The sequence below is a fragment of the Nocardia sp. NPDC006044 genome (assembly GCF_042871115.1).
Lineage (GTDB): Bacteria > Actinomycetota > Actinomycetes > Mycobacteriales > Mycobacteriaceae > Nocardia.
The window spans coordinates 3,514,330-3,537,345 of sequence record NZ_JBIAID010000001.1; the positions used below are offsets into that span (position 1 = coordinate 3,514,330).

Genomic DNA, 23,016 nt, shown 5'->3' on the forward strand with positions numbered 1-23,016 from the left:
ACGCCCTGGTTCGGCGCACAACCTACTGAGTAGTAGTGTTAGCCGAGTCACTGGCGACCCGATCGAGGAGCTTCCTATGGACCAGCGAGCAACGGACTTCGACGTCCTCATCGTCGGATCTGGCTTCGGTGGCAGCGTCACCGCACTCCGGCTGGTCGAGAAGGGCTACAAAGTCGGCGTGCTCGAGGCAGGCCAGCGGTTCGCCGACGACGAACTACCGAAGAACAGCTGGGAGCTGAAGAAGTTCCTCTGGGCGCCGAAGCTCGGCTGCTACGGCATCCAGCGCATCCACCTGCTGCGCGATGTGCTCATCCTCGGCGGCGCCGGGGTCGGCGGCGGGTCGCTGAACTACGCCAACACCCTGTACGTGCCGCCGGAGCCGTTCTTCCGAGACGCGCAGTGGCGCGACATCACCGACTGGCAGACCGAACTCGCGCCGTACTACGAGCGCGCGCAGAAGATGCTCGGCGTGGTGCGCAACCCGCACATGACCCCGGCCGACGAGGTGTTCAAACAGGTCGCCGACGACCTCGGCGTCGGCGACACGTTCGTGCAGACCCCGGTCGGCGTGTTCTTCGGCGAACCCGGAAAGACGGTGGCGGACCCCTACTTCGGCGGCGTCGGGCCGGAACGGACCGGCTGCGTCGAATGCGGTGACTGCATGGTCGGCTGCAAGTTCGGCGCCAAGAACACGCTCGTGAAGAACTACCTCTACCTGGCGGAAAAGGCCGGGGCGGAAGTCATTCCGATGACCACCGTGACCGACCTGCGCCCGCATCCGGACGGCACCTGGGACGTGTCCACCGCCCGCACCGGCGCGTGGGTGCGCAAGCAGCCCAAGACGTTCAGCGCCGCGAACGTGGTCCTCGCGGCGGGCACCCGCGGCACTCAGCAGCTGCTGTTCGCCATGCGGGACAAGGGCGCGCTGCCGGAGCTTTCCGACCGGCTCGGCCAGCTGACCCGTACCAACTCCGAATCGATCGTCGGCGCGGCGACCAAAAAGGTCACGCCGGGTGTTGATTTCACCAAGGGCGTCGCGATCACCTCGTCGATCCACCCGACGCCGGACACGCACATCGAGCCGGTCCGGTACGGCAAGGGTTCCAACGCGATGGGCCTGTTGCAGACGCTGATGGTGGACGGCGGCGGCCGCATTCCGCGCTGGTTGCGCTTCCTCGGTATCCTGCTGCGCCGTCCGATGGACCTGCTGAGCTTCCTGAGCACCAAGGACTGGAGCGAGCGGACCATCATCTCGCTGGTCATGCAGCACCTGGACAACTCGATCACCACCTACACCAAGCGCGGGCTGTTCGGCCGCAAGCTGACCAGCAAACAGGGGCACGGCGAACCGAATCCGACCTGGATTCCGGTGGGCAACGATGTCACCCGCCGGGTGGCCGCCAAGATCGGCGGCATCGCGGGCGGCAGTTGGGGCGAGATCTTCAACATTCCGCTCACCGCCCACTTCCTCGGCGGCGCGGTGATCGGCGCCGACGCGGAACACGGCGTGATCGATGGCTACCACCGGGTGTACGGCTATCCGACGCTCAGCGTCGTCGATGGCGCGGCGGTCTCGGCCAATCTCGGTGTGAACCCGTCGCTCACCATCACCGCTCAGGCGGAGCGCGCCGCCGCGTACTGGCCGAACAAGGGCGAGGTGGATACCCGGCCCGCGCTCGGCAGTGGCTACCAGCAGATCGCTCCGGTCGCGCCGGCCAAGCCGGTGGTGCCCGCGAACGCGCCTGCCGCGCTGGTGCTTCCGATCGTGCGGATCACGGAGACCCCCGCCGCGGGCTGATCGCCGGGACGACTTCCATCCGGTGAGTAGCGGCCATTCGCGCTCACCGTTGGTGGGGTCGGCCCACCGCAGCCGTTGACCTACGATGAGCCACCTTCGACGACCGGACGAGCGCGTGCCGCTGTCGGCCGTGTGCGCTGGTGGAATACTCGCTCGGCTACGTGTTCCGCGACGACGCGCGGCACCGGCGCAATTCCGTGCGACATGGAATCGGACATCCGGAATTCGCCGGTATGGTCGATTCAATGGAGTGGAGTTTTCGTGCGGCCGAAGAGCTTTCGGCCGCCTTGCGCGCCGGTGAGGTGACCTCGGTCGAGCTGACCGAGGAGGCGATCGCGCGGATCGAGCGCGATGACAAGGTGATCAACGCGATCTGCGTGCCGGACTTCGCCGATGCGCGGGTCGCCGCACGGGCAGCGGACGAGGCTCGTGCGCGCGGCGAGGATCGGCCGTTGCTGGGTATCCCGGTAACGGTCAAGGAGTCCTACAACATGGCCGGCTTACCCACGACCTGGGGCATGCCGCAGTTCAAGGACTACGTGCCGGCCGAAGACGCGGTCCAGGTCGCGCGGATCAAGGCCGCCGGCGCGGTGATTCTCGGCAAGACCAACGTGCCGTTGATGCTGCAAGACCTGCAGAGCTACAACGAGATCTACGGCACCACCAACAATCCGTGGGATCACAGCCGCACGCCCGGCGGATCCTCCGGCGGCTCGGCGGCCGCGTTGGCATCCGGGTTCGGCGCGCTGTCCATCGCCTCCGACATCGCCGGATCGCTGCGCACCCCTGCCCATTTCTGCGGCGTCTACGCGCACAAGCCGACCCTCGGGCTGGTGGCGATTCGCGGCATGGTTCCGCCGCCCGCGCCCGCCTTGCCGACCGAACACGATCTCGCCGTCCTCGGCCCGATGGCCCGCACCGCCCGCGACCTCACGCTCCTGCTGGACGTGATGGCCGGACCCGATCCGCTGACCCGCGGTGTCGCCTACGACTTGGCGCTGCCACCCGCGCGGCACGAAAAACTCGGCGATTTCCGGGTGTTGGTCCTCGACGAGCATCCCCTCATTCCGACCTCGTCCGCAGTCCGGGCAGGCGTGCACCGGGTGGCAGGCGCGCTCGCCGACGCGGGTGCGAAGGTTGAACGGCACACCTCGCTACTGCCCGATCCGACCGAGGCCGCGCAGCTGTATGTGCAGCTACTGGGCGCGAACCTCGCCTCGAATTTTCCCGCGGACCGCTACGAGCTGCTGCGAGCCCGGGCCGCCGAACTCAGTGCCGACGATCAGGGTCTTGCGACGATGTGGTTGCGCGGCATGGTTTCCAGCCATCGGGACTGGGCCCAGGCGAACAACCGCCGCGAACAGCACCGCCACGGCTGGCGGCAGGTCTTCGCCGAGTTCGACGCCGTGGTCTGCCCGATCACCGCGACCCCGGCGTTCCCGCACGACCACGAGAAGGGGGTCGGTGAACGGAAGATCGACATCGACGGCGTCGACCATCCGTTCCTCAACCAGTTCGCCTGGGCCGGCCTGGCCACCATGCCCGGCCTGCCCGCCACCGCCATACCCACCGGCCTGTCCCCCGCGGGCTTGCCGGTGGGTGTGCAACTCATCGGCCCGATGTTCGAAGACCGCACCCCGCTGCGCTTGGCCGAATTGCTGGAGCAGGCGATCGGCGGCTTCCAGGCACCGCAATAGATTCCGATCGGTAGCGTGCGGGCACGCTCTGGGCGGGTCCCGCGTACGGAGCTCACACCGCGGTCGGCACCGAGTGGTATTGCCTGCGGTGTTCGGCCCAGGGTTCGTGCTGTTCCTCGGGGGTCATCGCGAGTAGCGAACGCAGTCGCGCCCATTGGGTTTCGTCGGTCGGGGTGTAGATCTGGACCCAGGCGCCGGCTACTGCGGGGATCGACATGCTGGTGACGACCATTTCCAGTTGGCCGACGGCGAGATTGCGGATCTGCTTGATCCGGTTGGCCGGGATCGCGACGTCGTTGCGCGCCCACAGTGCGGCGAAATCGGTGCTGGCGGCGCACAATTCCTCGATGAACTCCTGCCAGGTCGGGTCGTCGAGGTTCTTCGCGTAGGCGCCGCGCAGGTAGGCGACCATGCGGCGCAGGTCATCCCAGCAGTGCTTGTAGGTGTTGCAGCACTGCGGGGTGAGGAAGACACGGCGGGCGACGTTGCGCTCCCCCATCAGGAACCCCGGGCACAGTGCGGCGTACGGCTCGTTGAAGGCCAGCACGTCGTATCGCGCGCTGAGCACGGCGGCGGGCAGCGGCGCCAGGTGGTCGAGGATGGTCTGCATCTCTTCGGGCAGTGCGCTGTTCGCGTGCGGGCTCGGCACGGTCGGCACCTCGGCGAGGCGGTAGAGGTGGCCGCGTTCGGCGTCGTCCAAGGCCAGCGTCCGGGCGACCGCGTCCAGAACCTGGACGCTGACGTTGATCTGGCGGCCCTGCTCGAGCCAGGTGTACCAGGTGACGCCGATGCCGGACAGCTGAGCGACCTCTTCGCGGCGCAATCCCGGTGTGCGGCGGCGCGGTCCGGGTGGCAGCCCGACGTCGTCCGGGGAGATCTTGGCTCGTCGCGACTTCAGGAAGGTTCCCAGTTCCGCGCGGCGCGCTTTGCGCACCGCCCGCACATCGAGCACATCGGTCATCCCCTGATCGTGCCGTAAATCGGTAGCGGTATCCAGGTGCTGCTAGTACCCGTTTTAGTGCGCGGCCTCTCCCTTCCGCGGGTCGAGGAGCGCGTCGAGGCCGCTCAGGATGTGCTCGCGAATCGCGGCCCAGTCCGACCATTCCGGTGCCGCGCCGGGGATCGCGGCCACCAGCGCGACGCCGCGGACGGTGGCCACGGCCATGTCCAGCAGGCTCTCGAAGCCCGCGGATTCCGCGTAGGTGGGCAGCGCTGCCCTGGCCTGCCTGCGGAAGCTGTCCATCCCGATGGTGGTCAGTTCGACTGCGCTGCGGGCGATCTCGCTGTCCGTGCGCGCGACGTTGAACAGCTCGAGCACCGCGGGGGCGATGGGCAGACAGTGCAACCGCCACAGGCGATCCAGCATCACCGCGGCGACCTCGCGTTCGCTGGACTCCGGCGCGGGCGTCGTGACGAACTCGCCGAACAGCTGTTCCCCGAGCCTGGCCATGGCCGCGTCGACCAGCGCCGCCTTCGACGGAAAGTAGTACTGCTGCGCGCCCTGGCTCACGCCGGCCCGCTCGGCGACGGTGCGGGTGGAGGTGCCGGCGTAGCCGACCTCGATCAGGCTGGCGACGGTGGCGTCGAGCAGTGCGGCGACCGTTCCGGTCCGCCGCTCGGCCTGGGTCCGCTTTGCGCTGCTCACCGGCCCAGCATAGCAAAACCTGTCGATCGACTTGTTAAGTCGATCGACTTGGAATAGCCTCTGTTGCACCCGAACCAGGAGGCTCAGTGGCCGACATCCCGACCCGACAAACCATCCGGCGGTTCCTTTCCTCGCTGGTCTGCATCCCGTTGTTCATCGCGCTGCTGGTCGACGAGAACATCCGCGTCTTCGCGATCGTCAACGCGGTGGCGCAGCTGGTGTTGTTCATCGCCGTCGCGTGTGTTCCGGCGTGGCGCACCCGCCGTATGAGCTACGTCGACCTCGCTTGGCCGTGGGGTCTGGTCGTACTGGGCGTGGAAGTACTGGCTTTCGGCGACTTCTCGCTGTTCACCGGCGCGATCGCCTGCTTCTACCTGGTCGTCGGGGCTCGGATGGGGCTCGCCGCGGTAGCCCTCTGGCGCACCGGCGAATTCGACAAGGAACTGCCCCGGTATCGGTTCCAGCGATTGCGCTGGCGGCGTACCTCGCTCGGCAGCGAACGCGTCGACCTGGTCGCCGAAGTACTGGTGCAGGGCTGGGCGAACTGCACGGTGCTCGCGGTGCCCGCCGCGCTGGCCGTCTCCACCGACAACCCGGCCTTCGGCGTGCTCACCATCGTCGGACTGGTGATCTGGGCCTGCTCCTGGATTCTGGAATCGACCGCGGACATGCAGAAGCTGCGATTCGGCGCGGCCGCGAAACGCGAAGGCGTCAAACGCAGCTGCGATGCCGGGCTGTGGAAGTACAGCCGGCACCCGAACTACTTCTTCCAATGGATGCAGTGGAACGCGGTGGCGATCATGTGCCTACCCGAACTCGTCGACCATCTCGGCCGGACGAACGCGTACACGGCGACCTGGCTGGTCATCGGATTGCTCGGATGCTCGCTCACCATGTACTGGTGCCTGGTCTTCTACACCGGCGCCGTCCCCGCCGAGTACTACAGCGTGCAGAAGCGCCCGGACTACCGCGACTACCGGGTGCGCACCAACCGGTTCTTCCCCGGGCCGGCCCGCGTATAGGTCGGCGTGGCATGTCGCACACCCGACAAATCCCCTGGTAGCGATAACAATTCGAGCACCGCCCCGCCCCCAGGGAGTTCGGGGCGTGCTCCTGCTCGAGTTATTCGGTAAGTTGATCACTTGTGCCCAAGTCCCGGATGCTGGAATTTCCACGCACGGGCCCAACACTTTTCATACTGGCCGCGAGTGCCGCTCTGGCGGTGATCCTGCTGTTCACCACGGTCGACCCGTGGCTGGACCGGGCAGGCATCCTGGACGGCGGGCTGGACGTGCATGTATATCGGGACGGCGCCTGGCGCATCCTGCACGGACTGCCGCTCTACACCGAGCCGACCATTGCTGGGCTCCTGTACACCTACACGCCGTTCTCGACCATCGCCTTCATCCCCATCGTCGCAATTCCGTGGCGGTGGGTCGCCGACACCTGGCTGATCCTGAACCTGCTGGTGCTGTTCGGCTGTGTGCTGCTGAGCTGGCGCATCCTCGGATACCGGATCAACCGCCAACTCGCCGCCATCAGTGCCCTGCTGGCGATCACCCTCGCGTTCATCGAACCGGTCCGCACCACGCTGTTCTACGGTCAGATCAACCTGATGCTGATGCTGCTGGTGCTGTGGGACTTCTCCCGCACCGATCGGAGCACGCTGCGCGGCATCGGCGTCGGCATCGCCGCGGGCATCAAACTCGTCCCGGCCTACTTCGTCGTGCAATTCCTCGCTCTGCGCCAATGGCGCTCGGCCCTCACCGCGGTGGGCGCGTTCGTCGCCTCGATCGTCTTGGCCTGGATCGTGCTTCCTGCCGACTCCCGGCAGTACTGGACCTCGACCTTCTTCCAGTCCAACCGGATCGCCGACGACATGCACCCGTCCAACCAATCCATCCGCGGCGTCATCGCCCACCTCACCCGCCACCCGGCACCGGTCTGGCTGTGGCTGCTCATCGCTGGCACCGTCACCCTGGTGAGCCTCGCGATCACCGTCGGCCTCTTCCGCCACGGCGAACGATTGCTCGCGGTAACCCTGGCCGGCCTCACCGCCTGCGCGGTATCCCCGTTCTCCTGGGACCACCACTGGGTCTGGTTCGTCCCGCTGTTCGTCTACCTGGTGCACCGAGCGCAATCCCGATGGGCCTGGTGGCTGGTCGCCGCAACGCTTTTCGTCTCGATCGGCGCATGGACCTGGGAATACGACCCCAACTATGTAGTCGTCGGCCTGTTCCTGTTCCCGCCGTGGTGGCCGGGCGCGCAACTGCTGATCAACAGCTTCGTCATCGTCTACGCCATCGTCCTGATCGGCGCGACCGTCGTCCTGTTCCGCCGCCGCGCGGGCCTCGAAGTCGCCGACGAGGTCCACGCGACGGCGTAACCGCTCAGAGCAGTTGGAGCAATTGCAGATCGGTGAGGTACTTGTCGATCAGTGCCTCCGTCAGGTGCGGAATGTCCTTGTCCGGCCCGATCCCCGCGGCCTGCACCGCCGCCTGGAACTTCTTGGCGGGCAGGAGCGAGCCGCGGATCGGCGTGCGCTGGCGCCGGTACGCGTCGAGCAGCGGCAGCACCGACGCCTGACGTTGCTTCTCCGGCAGGGCACGGATGGCCGTTTCGAACCGCGCGAACCAGTCGGCGTAGTCGGTGATCCGCTGGATGGGGCGGCCGGACTCGATCATCCAGTCGACGAATTCGTCCAGCGAGATGCCGTCGTCGTGCGGATTCCAGGCGTCGTAGGTCTGGAAACCCGCGGTGGCCTGGACGCCGAGCGTGGTGATCGCCTCCGCGGTGAAATCGGCGGGCAGCCCGTCGTAGTGGGCCCGCTGACGTTTGCCGTCGGCGTCGGTGGTGTAGAACGAGTACGGCGCGATGCCGGTGGCGGCGATGCTCAGGATCAGCCGGGTGAAGACGTCGGGAACGTTGAGTTGCCCGGCGTAGCGCCGATCGGCCAGGATCATGTCCGAACGGAAGACCGCGACCGGTAGCCCGCACAGGTCGTGCGCCTCGCGCAGCAGTACCTCACCGGCCCACTTGCTGTTGCCGTAGCCGTTGGCGTACCCGTCCCGCGCGGCGCGGACCGCGCTCATCTCGCGAATGTCGCTGTCCTCCTCGAACACCGCCGGATCGATCTGATCCGCCACTCCGACGGTCGACAGGTAGGTGACCGGCTTGCGCCGCGCGGTGATGGCCAGGCGAATGATCTCGGCGGTCCCGACCACGTTCGGGCCGAACAGCTGGCCGTACGGGAGCACGTGATTGACCAGCGCGGCCGGGTGGACGATCAGGTCGACCGTCTCGGCGAGCCGCTGCCAGGTCGCGTCGTCCAGGCCGAGATCCGGGTCACCGATGTCGCCGGCCAGCACCTCGAGCCTCCGGGCGGCCAAATCCTGGTAGTGCGCAACGAGTTCCGGGTCACCGCTGTCGAACGCCGCGTCCAAGCGTGCGCGGGCCGCGGCAACGTCGCTGCCCCGCACGAGGCAGATCAGCTTGCCGCCGGTCCGGTCCAGCCGCTCCAGCCATTCCAGGCCGAGGAAACGCCCGAGGTAGCCGTTCGCGCCGGTCAGCAGAACCGTCCGCGCGGGCACCGGCGCGGACGGAATCGTGGTGGCGGCGGCCAGGGTTCGCGCATCGATGAACTTGTCCAGGGTGAGGTCGGCGGCGCGGATCTCCGTTCCGCTGCCGTGCACCGAGGTGACCGTGGGCCGCTTCGCGCCCGAATCCCGTTCGTCCTCGATGTATTTCGCGATCTCCCGGAGGTTGTTCGCCCGGCTGATGATGACCCCGACCGGCACCTCCACTCCGAACGTCTCGTTGAGCAGGTTCGAAAACGACAGGGCCGACAGGGAATCGCCCCCGAGATCGGTGAAGTGCGCGTCCTGATCGGCGGACGCGATGCCGAGCAGGACGCGCGCCGCGTGGGCGACCGTGTCGAGCACCGGACGGGACGCGGCTTCGCGTCGCAGCTCCAGCATTTCGTCGCTCTGCCGCGCCGCGTGATCGGCGTAGATCTGCTCGAGACGCTCCCCGTAGCGTTCCTTCAGCTTGGGGCGCAACAACTTCGAGATGCCGGAAAGCAGCCCGTTCTCTATGGTGAACGGCTCGGTCTCGATCAGGAATTCGCGCGGAATCTCGTAGGACTGGAGGTCGGCGGCCTTGGCCAGCTGCTGAATCGATTCGGCCAGTGCGGATTTCAAGGCGTCGATGTCGTTGTCGCGCAGCGCGGCCTCGGTGGGCACGATCACCGCGACCAGGTAGGACCGTTCGCTGCTGCCGTAGATGTAGATCTGCCGGATGAGCGGGCTGGTCGCGTAGACCGCCTCCAGATTGGCGACGGTCACGAACTCACCCTGGGACAGCTTGAGCACATTGTTGCGGCGATCGACGTACACCAGCTCGTCCGGCCCGAGTTCGGCCACGATGTCGCCGGTCCGGTAGAAGCCGTCCTCGTCGAAGATCTCGGCGGTGATGTCGGGGCGCTTGTAATACCCGGGGATCTGAGTCTTGGCCTTCACCAGGAACTCACCGCGCGGATACGGCTGATCGGTGCGGAAATAGCCGAGTTCCGGCACGTCGACCAGCTTGTAATCGGTGACCAGCGCGCGCTGGATCCGGTTGTCCATCAGGATGCCCGCACCCGCCTCGGTGGAGCCGTATCCGTCGTGCAGTTGCACGTCGAGCACGGACTCCATGAACGCCCGCATCTGCGCCGACAGCGGCGCGCTGCCGACGATCGCGCCGAGCAGCCGTCCGCCCAGATAGTCTTGCCGCAGTTCGGTTTTCACCTCTTCGTCGAGCACGTCCGGGTCGACGCCGGCCCCGGAGCGCCGGTCCATCTCGCTGCGGTAGCGCTGAAAGATCATGTCGCACACCCGCGGAACGAAGAAGGCCTCGGTGGGCCGCACCAGCGCGAAGTCCTCGAACAGCGTCGACATATCGCTCTTGGCCGCGAAGTACGCGGTGCCGCCGCGGGCCAGCACGCCGATCAAGGACAGGCGGCCGGCGATGTGGCTCATCGGCATGTAGTTCAGGTTGATGCCCACGCCGGTGGCCAGCCCCTGCCAGCCCGCCCGCGCCAACCGCTCGGTGTAGATCGCGCCCTTCGGCGTGCCCGTGCTGCCCGAGGTGTAGATGAGCAGGGCGATCGGGTCGTCGTCGGGATCGGGGACGAACAGCGGCGCCTGCGGCAGCGCGCTGCCCCGTTCGAGCACGTCGTCGAGCGTTTCGACGGTCACCGAGCTGCCCGCGTCGGCCAGGCGACGACGGGCCCCTTCGACCGCCGCACGCTGCGCATCGTCCGCGGGGTGGTAGTCGAACACCACCAGCCACTCCGGCGAGGTGCCCGCGAGCAGGCAGTCGACGGCCGCGTCGAGATGTTCCGGCGTCGAGGCGAGCAGCCGCGGCTCGGTCTCGGTGAGGATCGAGGTCAGCTGGGAGACCGCCGCGCTCGCCTGCAACGGCACGGTGACCGCGCCCATGTGCAGGATGGCGAGGTCGAGCGTCAGATAGTCGGTGCTGGTGAAGCCGAGCAGCGCGATGAAATCGCCCGAACGCAAAGGCTTTTCGGGATCTCCCTGCCAGGCCGTCGCGACCGCGCCGGCCCGCCGCCACAGCTCGCCGTAGGTGATGGTCTCGAACCTGGGCAGTAACCGCACCGACGTGGCGCCGGTCGTATCGTCGGCGACCACCTCGAACGCCCGCTGACCGACCGCGGGACGATCGGCGTAGCCGGCCATCGCCGTGGCGACGACCTCGCTCATCCGCCTGCCGGGTTCCCGCATGGCCGCGGCCACCGCCTCGATCGGCCGCGCGGCCTTCACCTGCTCGTCGTCGGCGAACAATTGCGCGATTCGGCGCTGTAGTCGCTCGTCGCGTGAACCAACCGCCATGGCAGATCTCCCTCGCTGAGAAAGTTGGAAACGCCTTATCTCTTCGAAACAGGTTAGCCTGACTAAGTATTTCGGGATAGGCGGCGTCCCGGCGGCGAATCAGGTGGTCTCCGCCACATCTCACCGGAATAATATGCCGCAGAGCGGACATTCCTCGCGAAGCGCGCGCTTATCCAGGTGTTGCCGATACCCGTTTTATTGGGCTCCTGTTACTGGTGTCGCGCAGCCCGCAAGATCAGTGCATGACGCAGATCTTGTCGCCGGATTCGGCAGCCGCAGAGCCGGTTGCCGCGCCCCCGGCCGCACCACCCGCCGCGTACGGTGCGCGGCGCACCCTGGCCATTCTCGCCGTGATTCTCACCGGTCAATTCATGGCCGTGCTCGACGCCTCCATCGTCAATGTCGCGATTCCCTCGATTCGCAGTTCCCTGCACACCTCCGGCGCCGCTTTGCAGCTGATCGTGGCCGGATATGTGATCGCCTACGCCGTCCTGCTGGTCACCGGGGCCCGGCTCGGCGACCGATTCAGTCAGCGGCGGATGTTCATCGCCGGCCTGGCGCTGTTCACGCTCGCCTCGCTGGTGTGCGGGCTGGCGTGGAACGAAACGTCGCTCATCGTGTTCCGCTTCGCCCAGGGCGTGGGCGCGGCGGCGATGGTGCCGCAGATCATGACCCTCATTCAGCGCAATTTCACCGGCAATGCCCGGGCCAAGGCGCTGAGCGTGTATTCCGCGATCATCTCCGGCGGCATGGTCGCCGGGCAGGTGCTCGGCGGGCTCATCGTCAGCGCCGACGTGTGGGGCAGCGGCTGGCGCGGCGTGTTCCTGGTCAACGTGCCGATCGGCCTGGTGCTGCTGGTGGTCGCGCCGCGGGTGCTGCCGACGGTGACCCAGCGGTTCGATCGCAAGCTCGACCTGGCCGGTCTGACCGTGCTCACCGCGGCGGTGCTGGCACTGGTACTGCCGCTGGTGCTCGGCCGCGAGCTGGATTGGCCGCTGTGGTCGTGGATCTCGCTCGGCGCGTGCGTGATCGCGTTCGCGGCGTTCGTCGGGATCGAGCGGGCCGTCGCGGCCCGCGACGGCGAGCCGTTGTTCTCGCACCGGGTGCTGGCCGCGCCGGGACTGCTGCTCGCCGCGGCGACCCTGTTCGTGGTGATGGCGACCTTCGGCGGCTGGATGTTCGTGATGGCCATCCACCTGCAGAGCACGCTCGGTTACAGCGCGCTGCACGCGGGCCTGCTGTTCATCCCGATGGGTTTGGCCTTCGCCGTCACCGGCCTGAACTGGGAGCGCGTCCCACATCGCTTCCACGCCACGATGATTCCGCTCGGCCTCGTGCTGGCCGCGGCGAGCATGGTGACCGTGGGCCTGTTGCTGCGCAACGGCGCCGAGGTCGGCCCGCTGGTCCTGGTACTGCTCGGGCTGTGCGGTGCGGGCAACGGGTTCGCGTTCAGCCCCCTGATGACGCGGACGCTGGCCAAGGTGCCGATGAGCCTGGCGGCGGACGCCAGCGGGATCCTGGTGACCAACGTGCAGCTCGGCATCGTGGTCGGCATCGCGTCGTTCGGCACGCTGTTCCTCGGTCTGGCCGGCAGCACGGCACTGTCCGCGGCGCACGCGCTCGGCGGCACGGCCATTGCCGAGGGGGTGACGGTGCTGGTCGCGGCCGGTCTCTCGGCTCGCGCCGCGCGGTAGCACCACACGAATCCCGGGTCCGCGGTGGGCCCGGGATTCGTGCTGTGCGAACCGGCTTCGAATCAGCACGACGCAAACCGTCGCGCTCGCTCGCGGCGGACCGCATGCTCGAGCAGGGCTGCTTCGCCCGCCGGACAGAGAGGTGTCGAAATGCCAGTGGGGCGAGCCGGTCTCGTCGGTGCGCCGCAGATCTTCGAGTCCGTCGCCGACGCGATCGGGCAGACGCCGCTGGTTCGGTTGAATCGGGTGCCCGCGGCCGGGGGCGCGGCGGTGTACGCGAAGCTCGAATTCACCAATCCCGGTGGCAGCGTGAAGGATCGGATCGCGTTGGCGATGGTGCGCGCGGCCGAGGCCGGCGGGGAGCTGCGGCCCGGCGGCACGATTGTCGAAGGGACATCGGGCAATACCGGGATCGGGCTGGCGCTGGTCGGCGCCGCGCTCGGCTATCGGACCGTGGTTGTGGTGCCGGACAAGACAAGCCGGGAGAAGATCGCGATTCTGCGCGCGCTCGGCGCGGATGTCCGGGTGACACCCGGCGGCCGGCCCACGCATCACCCCGAGCATGTGCGCAATCTCGCGACCCGGCTCGCCGCCGAGATACCCGGTGGGTGGCTGGCCGGTCAGTACGACAATCCGGCGAATCCCGAGGCGCACTACCGCACGACCGGACCGGAGGTCTGGGCGCAGACCGGTGGGCGCGTCACGCATTTCGTGGCGGGGATCGGGACCGGCGGGACAGTCAGCGGCGCGGGACGCTATCTCGGCGAGGTGTCGGACGGCCGCGTTCAGGTCATCGGGGCGGACCCGGAGCATTCGGTGTACGGCGGCGGAGACGGGCGTGCCTACTACGTCGAGGCGGTCGGGCACTTCCGGCATCCGGAGACCGTCGTGGACGAATGGCCGCGGTCATATCACCGGGACGTCGTGTCCCGGGTCGAACGGGTAAGTGACGCAGAGGCTTTCGCGGTGATCGCGCGGTTGGCGCGCGAGGAAGGGCTGCTCGTCGGCGGGTCGGCCGGTGTCTCCGTGGCGGCGGCCCTGCGGGTGGCCGCCGGGCTGTCACCGACGGACCTAGTAGTGGTGATCGTGCCCGATTCCGGGCGGGCTTATCTGAGTAAGTATTTCGACGAGGAATGGGTCGGCCGGCTCGGGTTCGAGGTCGGCGCCGCGGACCCCGTCGGAGCGGGCCAGAGCTTGTCCGGCCCGGTCGAATTCGTTCCGTCGACGGCGTCGGTCGCCGAGGCGCTCGAAATACTCGGCGCGGCAACGGCGCTGCCGGTCGTGCTGGATCGGCCCGGATCGGCCGAGGTCGTGGTGGCCGAGATCCTCGGCTCCGCGGCGCATTCCACGCTGACCGCCGCACCGCACGGCGATCCGGTCACCGCACACCTCGATCCCCCACTGCTCGTCGTCGGCGTCCGCGAATCCCGCAGGGCCGCCGCCGAACGACTGGCCGGCGACACCCGGCCGGTCCTGCTCGCCGACAACGGCGTCCTCACCGCAATCCTCGATCGCACGGAAGAAGGTGTCGCATGGGCGTTTTCGCGCTCGGCATAGAACTCGACGGCGAAGGCTTCCACCCCGAGGCGTGGCGGCGCGCCGCGCACGCGCCGGACCGCCTGCTCACCGGCGACACCCTGCGCACCCGGGTCGCCACGGCGGAGAACGCGGGCTTCACCCTGGTCACCTTCGCCGACTCCATCCTGCCGCCGGAATCCGTCGCCGGCCGCGTCGACGCGGTGACCCGCGCGTCGTTCGTCGCCGCGACCACCAGCACCATCGGCCTGGTGCCCACGGTCGCCACCAGCTACGCCGAACCGTTCCACACGTCCTCGCAGATCGCGACGCTCGACTACGCCGCACGCGGCCGGGCCGGGTGGATCGCCGAACCGATCGACGACCCGCGGGCCGCCGCCACCTGGGGACGCACGCAGGTCCCCGCCGACGAACTCGCCAAGGAGCAGGACGATGCCATCGAGGTCGCCCGGCGCCTGTGGGACTCGTGGGACGACGACGCGGTGATCCGCGACTACCCCAACGGACGGTTCCTGGACCGGAACAGGCTGCACTACATCGACTTTCGCGGCGAGAGCTACTCGGTGAAGGGACCGGCCATCGTGCCCCGCCCGCCCCAGGGACAACCGGTGGTGTTCGGCGCCGCCGGCGATGTCGACGTCCGGCTCGTCGCGGCAGACTCGGTCGCCGCCGCCATCGAATCGGCCGAGCAGGCCCGCCCCGGTCTGGCGTTCGCCGAGATCGACGTCACTTTGGACACCCCCGGCGCGTCCGCCGTCGAACGGCTCGGCGCCGCACCCTCCAATTCCCCTGCCCGGCTGGCGTTCTCCGGATCCGCCGCCGCGCTGGTCGACCTGCTGACCCACCTCAGCGCCCATCTCGACGGCGTGCGCCTGCACCCGGCGGTCATCGACGAGGACCTTCCGGTGCTGGCCCGCGAGGTCCTGCCCGCCCTGCTGCGCACCGGCATCGCGCACCGCCCGGTGCCGGGTTCCACGCTGCGCGCCAACCTCGGTCTGGCCCGCCCCGCCAATCGCTACGCCGCGTCGAACTGACAGGAGCCAACCACATGACCGCTCATCCCCGTCCGGACGCCCAGGTCCATTTCGGCGTCTTCTTCCAGGGCGTCAACCACACCACCATCTGGTCCGATTCGGCCAGCGGCTCGCAGATCGACTTCGAAACCTTCCGCCGGGTCGCGCAGACCGCCGAGCGCGGGCTGTTCGACGCGTTCTTCCTCGGCGAGGGGCTGCGGCTGCGCGAGCAGGACGGCAAGATCCTCGAACTCGATATCGCGGGCCGTCCGGACGCGATCGCCCAGCTCGCCGCGCTGGCGGGCGTCACCCGGCACATCGGCCTGGTCGCCACCCAGAACACCACCTACAACGAGCCCGCCGACCTGGCCCGCCGATTGAGCGGTCTCGATCTCATCTCCGGCGGCCGGGCGGGCTGGAACGCCGTTACCACCGACAACGCGTGGACCGGGGAAAACTTCCGTCGCGGCGGGTATCTGGACCACGCACTGCGCTACGAGCGGGCCGGGGAGTTCCTCGCCACCGCCCGTGCGATCTGGGATGCCTGGCGCGACGGCGCCATCGCCACCTCGCAGCAGAGTCCGTCGTGGGCGAGCACGGACGCGGTCACGCCGGTCGAACGATCCACCGACCACTTCCAGGTGTCGATCACCCCGACGCTCCCCCGCAGCGCTCAGGGACATCCCGTCATCTTCCAGGCCGGCGACTCGCCCACCGGCCGCGATTTCGCCGCGGCCAACGCCGACGTGATCTTCTCCAGGCACGGAACGCATTTCGACGACGCCCTCGCCTTCGCCGACGACATCCGCGCCCGCCTGCGCGCGGCGGGCCGCCCGGAGGACGACATCAAGATTCTTCCCGGCACCCAGATCGTGCTGGCGGAGAAGGAATCCGAGGTCGAGGAGAAGGTCCGCTGGGTCAAGAACGGCCAATACACCGGCCAGACCGCGCTATCGCTGGCCGGTCAGGTGTGGGGTCGCGACCTGTCCCACCTCGACCCCGACGGTCCACTGCCGAAGGAAGACCCCGAACACCGGCCCATCTCCGAGACCCGCGGCTCCCCGCGCCACGGGCAGGACCCGCACGCCATCGCCCGCGAATGGCGTGCCCGCGCGGAGGCCGGAAACCTCTCCCTGCGTGAGACAGTCATCGCCACCACCGAACGCTCCGGTTTCGCCGGCACGCCCGCTCAGGTGGCCGACGAACTCGCCCGCTGGGTCCGTCAAGGCGCGGTCGACGGCTTCAACATCTCCCCCTACCTGGTCCCCACCGGCTTGGACGAGATCGTCGACTGGCTGGTGCCCGAACTCCAGGAGCGAGGCGTCTACCGCACCGAATACACCGGCACGACCCTCCGCCACCACCTCGGCCTCCGCGACCCCCTCACCCACCGCGGCTGAGTCCCCGGCAGCGGCGTGCGGCCGTGAGAGGGCGACATGGGCGCGGTGCTCGGCGCCGCATCCCCCAGAACTGATGTGTGGCGCAACGTCCCAGTGCGGGAGATGCTTTTGCGAGAATCGACTCGAGGGGCAGATGCATGGGACAGCTAGGCGTTCACTTCGCTTTGACATCGGAACAGGCGGACGCGCTTCTCGACGCGGACAGTCCCGACACGGTCCTGGCGCTCATCGAAGAGATCGAGGAAGGGCTGGACGACGAGGCCGACCAGGTGAGCTGTGACAAAGCGTGGGATGCCATTCACCGATGCCTGTCCGACGGCACCCTCGATCCCGCGGGCGGCACCTATCCCCTGTCCCACGCTGTTCTCGGCGGTGCCCGCCTCGACGCGGGAGACGATTACTTCGTCAGCTACCTCACCGCCGGACAGGTCGACGATGTAGCGCGCGCACTGTCCTTGCTCGACGAACAATTCTTGCGGGAACGCTTTTTCGACCTGGATACCGATGACTACAACGGCCCACGCAATGCCGATGATTTCGATTACACCTGGTCCAATCTCGTCGACATCAGAACCTTCTTCACCCGCGCCGCCCGGATCGCTCGCCCCGTGATCTTCACGGTGGACCAGTAGAACCGGGACCACCTCGGACTCCGCGAGCCCTCACCCGCGGTGCGGCTGTGGGAGGGCAACGTGGACGCGGTGCTCGGCGCCGTAGTGGACGCCGGTGCCGACCGCCAGGAAGCCCAGGCGTGCGGCGAGTTTGAGGCTGGGTTCGTTGTGGGTGTGGACGAGGGCCCAGATGGAGTTCAAGCGGAGGTCGTCGAGGCCGTGCCGGAGAATGGCGGTGGCGGCCTCGGTGGCGAGCCCGCGACCGCCGTAGGCAGGACTGAGGTACCAGCCGATCTCCGGTAGGTCGCCTGGAAGTTCCCAGGACGGGCGGAGATGGCCGAGACCTACGACCACGCCTTCGTGCAGGATCGCCCAGTGCCCCATCCGCGGTGGTCCGTCGTAGGCGAGCCTCCGCTGCACCATCTTTCGCGCGTTGTCGGCCACGCTGAAGTCGATATCGATGTAGGTGCTCATGCTCTGGTGCGCGAACACCGCGACGACGGCGTCGGTGTGCTCGGCGCGTAGCGGCACGAGCGTCAGTCTCTCGGTCTCCAATATCGTTTGCCCCATACGCCGATCGTGCACCCTCGCAACGGATTATGGGCGGCCCCGGACATGATTCGAGGCCCGTCCGATCGGACGGGCCTCGAATTGTGCACTCAGAGCAGGGATTCGATGGCTGCCACGAGCGCGGGCGCGTCGGGGGTGACCGTGGGGCGGAAACGCCCGGCCACCTTTCCGTCCCGGTCGATCAGGAACTTCTCGAAGTTCCACTGGACGTCGCCGGCCGTGCCGTCGGCGTCGGCGGTCTCGACCAGGGTTTCGTACAGCGGGTGCTGGTTTTCGCCGTTGACATCGGTCTTCTCCAGCAGCGGGAAGTCGACGCCATAGGTGGTCGAGCAGAACTCCTGGATTTCCTCGGCCGTACCCGGTTCCTGCCCCATGAACTGATTGCTGGGCACGCCGACCACGCTGAAACCGCGCGGGCCGTAGGACTTCTGCAATTCGACCAGCCCGGTGTACTGCGGGGTCAGCCCACATTTGGAGGCCACGTTGACCAGCAGCACCACGTTGTCGCCGACCAGCTCGGACAGCGTCGCCGGTTCACCGCTCAGCGTCCGCAGCGGTACGTTTCGAAGAGTCATTCGTATCGGACCTGCCAATTCTTGATTCCGTTGATCCACCCCGACCGCAACCGTACCGGATCGGCGACCTCGGTGATCTTGGGCATGGCGTCGGCGATGGCGTTGAACATGAGGTCGATTTCCAGCCGGGCCAGGTTCGCGCCGACGCAGTAGTGCGCGCCGGTGCCGCCGAATCCGACATGCGGATTCGGATCGCGCAGGATATCGAAGGTGAACGGATCGCCGAACGCGTCCTCGTCGAAGTTGGCCGAACCGTAGAACAGTCCGACCCGTTCCCCCTGCTGGATCCGCGTGCCGCCGATCTCGGTGTCGGCGGTGGCGGTGCGCTGGAACGCGGTCACCGGCGTGGCCCACCGGACGATCTCGTCCGGGGCGGTGCGCGGCCGCCGTTCTTTGTACAGCTCCCATTGTTCGGGGTGGTCCACGAATGCTTTCATGCCGTGCGTGATGGCATTGCGTGTCGTTTCGTTGCCCGCCACCGAAAGCAGGATCACGAAGAAGCCGAATTCGTCGGAGCCGAGCGACTCGCCGTCGACGTCGGCGTGCACGAGTTCGGACACGATATCCCCCGCCGGGGCGCCGCGCCGCTGCTCGGCCAGGTTCCAGGCATAGCCGAGGATTTCGGCCGAGGCGAGCGCGGGATCACCGTAATCCGGGTCGTCGTAGCTCAGCATCTGGTTCGACCAGTCGAACAGCTTGCGCCGGTCTTCCTGTGGGACACCGATCAACTCGGCGATCGCCTGCAACGGCAACTCGCAGGCGACCTGTTCGACGAAATTGCCGCCGCCCGATTTTTTCGCCTCGTGCACAATGGCATGCGCTCGCTCGGTCAACGCCGCGCGTAATCCCTCCACCGCGCGCGGGGTGAAACCCTTCGTGATGATCTTGCGGAACTTGGAGTGCTTCGGCGGGTCCATGTTCACCAGCAGCACGCTCGCCGCGGCCGATTGCTCCGGCGTGGTGGCGTCGGACGGCCGGATGATCGAGCCCTTGCGTTCGGAGGAGAACAGCTCCGGGTTGCGCGAGATCTCCTTGACGTCGTCGAGCGTGCTCACCACCCAGTAGCCGCCGTCGCGGAAGCCACCGGAGTGATCGTCCTCCTGGGGCTGCCACCAGACCGGGGCGGTCCGGCGCAGCATGGCGAATTCCTCGACGGGCCTTCGCGTCTCCCACAGCGCCGGATCGGTGAAGTCGAATCCGGCCGGCAACGACGGTGTCGCCACGGCTACCTCCTCAGGTGGTACTGCGAACCGCGCCCCTCGGCGCAGCGAATAAACTCAGCGCAACCTCGTCCGGCGCATCAGCCGCAGCGACATCAGCGTCGTCTTCACCTGCTTCGCGTACGGCTGGCCCGAACGCGCCGCCAGCACTTGCCGTTTGAGCACGCCGACGTTCACCGTGTCGGTGTACTTGAGCAGCCCCTGATCGCCGTGCCGGGTGCCGACGCCGGACTGCTTCACCCCGCCGGACGGGGTGGCCTTGGCCGCGTAGGTCGCCACGAATCCGTCGTTGATGTTGATATTGCCCGCCTGGAGTTGCGCCGCGATGCGGTTGGCGCGGGCCAGATCTCGGCTCCACACGCTCGCGTTCAATCCATAGTCGGTGTCGTTGGCGAGCCGGATGGCCTCCGGCTCGTCGTCGAACGGGTAGACGCTCACCACCGGACCGAAGGTCTCCAGCGTCGCGTGCGTCATCTCCGGGGTGACGCCGGTGAGCACGGTGGCCTCGTAGAACGCGGGACCGACGTCAGGCCGAATCTTGCCGCCGGTCAGCACGGTTGCCCCTTTGGCGCGGGCATCCTCGACATGCTCGGCCACCCGGTCTCGGTGCTGCACCGAGACCAGCGAACCGAACTCCGGGGTGTAGTCGTAGGCCGCCCCGATCCTGTTGTTCAATTCGTCGGCGGCGGCCACCAAGCCGCGCACGAACTCGTCGAACCGGCTGCGGTGCACGTAGATCCGCTCGATGTGCATGCACGCCTGCCCCGAGTTGGCGAACACCGCGAAGGCGGCACCGGCGACCGCCTCGTCCAGGTTCGCGTCCGCGAGGACCAGCATCGGATTCTTGCCGCCCAACTCCAGGCTGCAACCGATGAGGTTGCGCCCGGCCCGCTCGCCGACCACCCGTCCGGTCGCGGTCGAGCCGGTGAACATGACGAAATCGACGGTATCGATCAGGCTCGGGCCGATATCGGGCCCCTCGCCGCACACCACCTGGACCAGTCCGCGCGGCAGTCCGGCCCGGTGCAGCAGTTCGACGCCGAACAGGACGCACAGCGCGGTTTTGTTGTCCGGCTTGAGAATCACCCCGTTGCCCGCCATCAGCGCGGGCATCGCGTCCGACAGCGCGATGGCGAACGGGAAGTTCCACGGGGCGATCACCGCCACCAGGCCCTTGGGCCGGTGTTCCTCGGTCGAGCTGCTGATGATCGGCATCGCACCGCCGCGCCGCCGCGAACGCAGCACGCGGCGTGCGGTTTTCAGGTAGTGACTGATCACCATCGGCACGTCGCACGACTCCTCGACGGCCATCCGGCGGGTCTTGCCGCACCCGATCTGGATGAGATCGGCGATGGTCTCGACCTCGGTGAGGATCAGCTCGTGCATCCGCTCGAACACCTCGAGCCGGCGGCGCACCGGCAGCGCGGCCCATTCCGGTTGTGCCGCACGGGCGATCGCGGCCGCGGCGCGGACGTCGTCCGGACTGGACTGCGGGAGTTCACCGACCGCGGCGCCGGTGTAGACCTCCGTCATCGAGTACGGTGCGACGGTGCCGTCGGCGACGACCAGGCCGGTCAACCGGTCGATCAGCGCCCCGGTGATCCGGGCGGGCAAGGTCGCCGTCGGGCTCTTGGTGGTCTCAGTGGTCATCGGGACTTCTCCATGACGTGCGGAATCGCCGCAGGTATCGGGCCGGTACTCTCACCGAATTAGAACATGTTCCTATTGTCCGCCGTGGGCGTTCGCGCAGTCTCACCGCTCAGTCCGCCTGATAGTCCGGCGCGTACCGCGCGGTGTGGTCCTTGGCCCAGCGGTAGTCCGGCTTGCCGCTGGGGGCGCGCGCGATGACCTCGGCCTGCCAGATCCGCCTGGGCACCTTGTAGCCGGCCAGGTGCTTGCGGACGTGCGCGGTCAGCTCCGCGAAATCGACGGGTCCGGCCGCCGAGACCACCGCCGCGACCTGCCAGCCCCACCGTTCGTGCGGGACGCCCACGACCACCGCGTCGTAGATGCCGTCGTGCGCCTTGACCACGCCCTCGACCTCTTCGACGAACACCTTCTCGCCGCCGGTGTTCACCACCATGTTGCCCCGGCCGAGCAGCGTGACCGACCCGTCCGCCTCGATCCGCGCGCGGTCGTCGGTGACCACGATCCGGGTGCCGTCGACCGTCTTGAACAGCTTGTCGGTCTTGACCGGGTCCTTGTAGTAGCCCAGCGGGACCGACCCGCTTTTCGCCAGCCACCCCTCCTCGCCGGGGTGCACGGGACGTCCGTCGTCGTCGACCACGATCGACCCGCGGCCGATCCGCACCCGCGGCCCGCGCCCGGGATCGTCGTCCTTCTGCACGAAACCCATTCCGCCGAAACCGGTTTCCGACGACCCGATGGAGTCGGTGACGACCAGCGCCGGAAACAGTTCCAGGAGTTCGTTCTTCACCGGCTGGGACAGCAGCGCGGCGCCGGAACCGATGGCCAGCAGTCCGGACGCGTCGACGGGGGCGGCGCGATAGGCGTCGAGCAGCGGCCGCGCCATGGCGTCGCCGGTGATGACCATGACCTGCGGCCGGTGCCGGACAACCGTCTGCCACACCAGATTCGGGTCGAACCGCGGTTGCAGGAACACGGCGTTGCCGGACCAGAGCGCCGCGAAGGTCGGCATCATGGCGGCCGCGTGGATCAACGGCGGCAGTACGAACCAGGTGCTCTGTGCTCCCTCCGCGCCGGCCCGGGACTGTTCGTATTCGTCGGCGACCGGGACTCCGGTGTGGAAGTCGATGCCGCCGCCGAGCACCCGCCACATGTCTTCCTGCCGCCACATCACGCCTTTGGGCAGGCCGGTGGTGCCGCCGGTGTACATCATGAACAGATCGTCGGCGCTGCGCTCGGGGAAGTCGCGCTCGGCGGAGCCGCCCGCGAGCGCGTCTTCGTAATGCACGGCGTCGACCGGCGGGTCGCTGTCGAGGGTGTCGTCGGGCACCACGATCCGGTGGTGCAGCGAGCGGACCCGCGCCGCGGCCGCGTGCACTGCGGTGGCATAAGTGGAGTGGTAGACCAGCGCCCGCAGGTCTGCGTTGTCGTAGACGTAACGCAGTTCCTCGACCCCGTACCGATAGTTGATGTTGATCGGCACGGCGCGGACTTTGAAGCAGGCGAGCAGCGTCTCCATGGTCTCGATGCCGTTGTGCATCTGGAAGCCGACGTGGGCGCCCGCATCGATCCCGGCGGCCGTCAGATGCGCGGCCAGCCGATTCGCTCGCGCGTCGACCTCGGCGAAGGTCAGGCGGCGGTCGCCGGCCAGCAGCGCCACCCGATCGGGCATCGCGTCGACGGAATGCTCGAACAGGTCGGCGAAGTTACGTGCCACGG

The 23,016-nt window shown here is 68.0% G+C and carries 17 protein-coding genes; 9 read left to right on the plus strand and 8 right to left on the minus strand.

The annotated features are described in order from the left end of the window. Positions 1-76: 76 nt before the first annotated feature. Positions 77-1,798, plus strand: a complete 1,722-nt coding sequence (locus tag ACFYO1_RS16010; protein WP_387231113.1) for a GMC oxidoreductase — start codon at positions 77-79, stop codon at positions 1,796-1,798. A 245-nt stretch (positions 1,799-2,043) separates the two neighbouring features. Next, positions 2,044-3,495, plus strand: coding sequence for an amidase (locus tag ACFYO1_RS16015; protein WP_387231115.1), 1,452 nt, complete (start codon positions 2,044-2,046; stop codon positions 3,493-3,495). 52 nt (positions 3,496-3,547) lie between these two features. On the opposite strand, the gene ACFYO1_RS16020 is transcribed toward ACFYO1_RS16015, so the two are convergent. Together ACFYO1_RS16020 and ACFYO1_RS16025 are read right to left on the minus strand one after the other, a co-directional pair. Continuing rightward, a complete protein-coding gene (locus ACFYO1_RS16020) occupies positions 3,548-4,456 on the minus strand; it encodes a helix-turn-helix transcriptional regulator (RefSeq protein ID WP_387231117.1) in 909 nt (302 codons plus the stop codon). Between the two features lie 54 nt (positions 4,457-4,510). Next, entirely contained in the window at positions 4,511-5,140 is a 630-nt protein-coding gene (locus ACFYO1_RS16025; protein WP_387231119.1) for a TetR/AcrR family transcriptional regulator, read from the minus strand. A gap of 86 nt (positions 5,141-5,226) precedes the next feature. On the opposite strand from ACFYO1_RS16025, the gene ACFYO1_RS16030 reads away from it, so the two are divergent. After that, the gene (locus tag ACFYO1_RS16030) at positions 5,227-6,162 is read left to right on the plus strand and encodes a DUF1295 domain-containing protein (RefSeq protein WP_387231121.1); all 936 of its coding nucleotides are present in this window, start codon (positions 5,227-5,229) and stop codon (positions 6,160-6,162) included. 200 nt (positions 6,163-6,362) lie between these two features. After that, positions 6,363-7,526: a glycosyltransferase 87 family protein gene (locus ACFYO1_RS16035; RefSeq protein WP_387231123.1), complete on the plus strand. Its 1,164-nt coding sequence runs from the start codon at positions 6,363-6,365 to the stop codon at positions 7,524-7,526. Positions 7,527-7,530: 4 nt separating this feature from the next. Here the strand turns inward: ACFYO1_RS16035 and car are convergent, their stop codons facing one another. Further along, positions 7,531-11,031, minus strand: a complete 3,501-nt coding sequence (car, locus tag ACFYO1_RS16040; RefSeq protein ID WP_387231125.1) for a carboxylic acid reductase — start codon at positions 11,029-11,031, stop codon at positions 7,531-7,533. Positions 11,032-11,273: 242 nt separating this feature from the next. Here car and ACFYO1_RS16045 point away from each other — a divergent pair, with 242 nt between their 5' ends. The 5 genes from ACFYO1_RS16045 to ACFYO1_RS16065 all read left to right on the plus strand — a co-directional run bounded on the left by ACFYO1_RS16045 (position 11,274) and on the right by ACFYO1_RS16065 (position 17,306). Next, entirely contained in the window at positions 11,274-12,725 is a 1,452-nt protein-coding gene (locus tag ACFYO1_RS16045) for an MFS transporter (protein WP_387231127.1), read from the plus strand. Between the two features lie 150 nt (positions 12,726-12,875). Next, positions 12,876-14,282 (plus strand): PLP-dependent cysteine synthase family protein, encoded by a 1,407-nt coding sequence (locus ACFYO1_RS16050; RefSeq protein ID WP_387231129.1) that lies wholly within the window; start codon positions 12,876-12,878, stop codon positions 14,280-14,282. Next, positions 14,258-15,295, plus strand: a complete 1,038-nt coding sequence (locus ACFYO1_RS16055) for an LLM class flavin-dependent oxidoreductase (RefSeq protein WP_387231130.1) — start codon at positions 14,258-14,260, stop codon at positions 15,293-15,295. The genes ACFYO1_RS16050 and ACFYO1_RS16055 overlap by 25 nt, the downstream gene beginning before the upstream one ends. 14 nt (positions 15,296-15,309) lie before the next feature. Further along, the gene (locus tag ACFYO1_RS16060) at positions 15,310-16,674 is read left to right on the plus strand and encodes an NtaA/DmoA family FMN-dependent monooxygenase (protein WP_387231132.1); all 1,365 of its coding nucleotides are present in this window, start codon (positions 15,310-15,312) and stop codon (positions 16,672-16,674) included. Positions 16,675-16,811: 137 nt separating this feature from the next. Then, positions 16,812-17,306: a YfbM family protein gene (locus ACFYO1_RS16065; RefSeq protein WP_387231134.1), complete on the plus strand. Its 495-nt coding sequence runs from the start codon at positions 16,812-16,814 to the stop codon at positions 17,304-17,306. Positions 17,307-17,336: 30 nt separating this feature from the next. Here ACFYO1_RS16065 and ACFYO1_RS16070 read toward each other — a convergent pair whose 3' ends face one another. From ACFYO1_RS16070 to ACFYO1_RS16090, 5 genes are all read right to left on the minus strand, one after another. Then, on the minus strand, positions 17,337-17,855 hold the full coding sequence (locus tag ACFYO1_RS16070) for a GNAT family N-acetyltransferase (RefSeq protein ID WP_387231136.1): 519 nt from the start codon (positions 17,853-17,855) through the stop codon (positions 17,337-17,339). Between the two features lie 89 nt (positions 17,856-17,944). After that, positions 17,945-18,430 (minus strand): glutathione peroxidase, encoded by a 486-nt coding sequence (locus ACFYO1_RS16075; RefSeq protein WP_387231138.1) that lies wholly within the window; start codon positions 18,428-18,430, stop codon positions 17,945-17,947. After that, positions 18,427-19,653, minus strand: coding sequence for a cytochrome P450 (locus tag ACFYO1_RS16080; RefSeq protein WP_387231140.1), 1,227 nt, complete (start codon positions 19,651-19,653; stop codon positions 18,427-18,429). The genes ACFYO1_RS16075 and ACFYO1_RS16080 overlap by 4 nt, the downstream gene beginning before the upstream one ends. Before the next feature lie 54 nt (positions 19,654-19,707). Next, on the minus strand, positions 19,708-21,300 hold the full coding sequence (locus tag ACFYO1_RS16085; RefSeq protein ID WP_387231142.1) for a succinic semialdehyde dehydrogenase: 1,593 nt from the start codon (positions 21,298-21,300) through the stop codon (positions 19,708-19,710). 109 nt (positions 21,301-21,409) lie between these two features. Continuing rightward, positions 21,410-23,014, minus strand: coding sequence for an acyl-CoA synthetase (locus ACFYO1_RS16090; RefSeq protein ID WP_387231143.1), 1,605 nt, complete (start codon positions 23,012-23,014; stop codon positions 21,410-21,412). Positions 23,015-23,016 lie beyond the last annotated feature (2 nt).

Coding starts and splice junctions, on each gene's coding strand:
- ACFYO1_RS16010 (WP_387231113.1), top strand. CDS start 77: ATGGACCAGCGAGCAACGGACTTCGACGTCCTCATCGTCGGATCTGGC.
- ACFYO1_RS16015 (WP_387231115.1), top strand. CDS start 2,044: ATGGAGTGGAGTTTTCGTGCGGCCGAAGAGCTTTCGGCCGCCTTGCGC.
- ACFYO1_RS16020 (WP_387231117.1), bottom strand. CDS start 4,456: ATGACCGATGTGCTCGATGTGCGGGCGGTGCGCAAAGCGCGCCGCGCG.
- car (WP_387231125.1), bottom strand. CDS start 11,031: ATGGCGGTTGGTTCACGCGACGAGCGACTACAGCGCCGAATCGCGCAA.
- ACFYO1_RS16045 (WP_387231127.1), top strand. CDS start 11,274: ATGACGCAGATCTTGTCGCCGGATTCGGCAGCCGCAGAGCCGGTTGCC.
- ACFYO1_RS16050 (WP_387231129.1), top strand. CDS start 12,876: ATGCCAGTGGGGCGAGCCGGTCTCGTCGGTGCGCCGCAGATCTTCGAG.
- ACFYO1_RS16055 (WP_387231130.1), top strand. CDS start 14,258: ATGGGCGTTTTCGCGCTCGGCATAGAACTCGACGGCGAAGGCTTCCAC.
- ACFYO1_RS16060 (WP_387231132.1), top strand. CDS start 15,310: ATGACCGCTCATCCCCGTCCGGACGCCCAGGTCCATTTCGGCGTCTTC.
- ACFYO1_RS16065 (WP_387231134.1), top strand. CDS start 16,812: ATGGGACAGCTAGGCGTTCACTTCGCTTTGACATCGGAACAGGCGGAC.
- ACFYO1_RS16070 (WP_387231136.1), bottom strand. CDS start 17,855: ATGGGGCAAACGATATTGGAGACCGAGAGACTGACGCTCGTGCCGCTA.
- ACFYO1_RS16075 (WP_387231138.1), bottom strand. CDS start 18,430: ATGACTCTTCGAAACGTACCGCTGCGGACGCTGAGCGGTGAACCGGCG.
- ACFYO1_RS16085 (WP_387231142.1), bottom strand. CDS start 21,300: ATGACCACTGAGACCACCAAGAGCCCGACGGCGACCTTGCCCGCCCGG.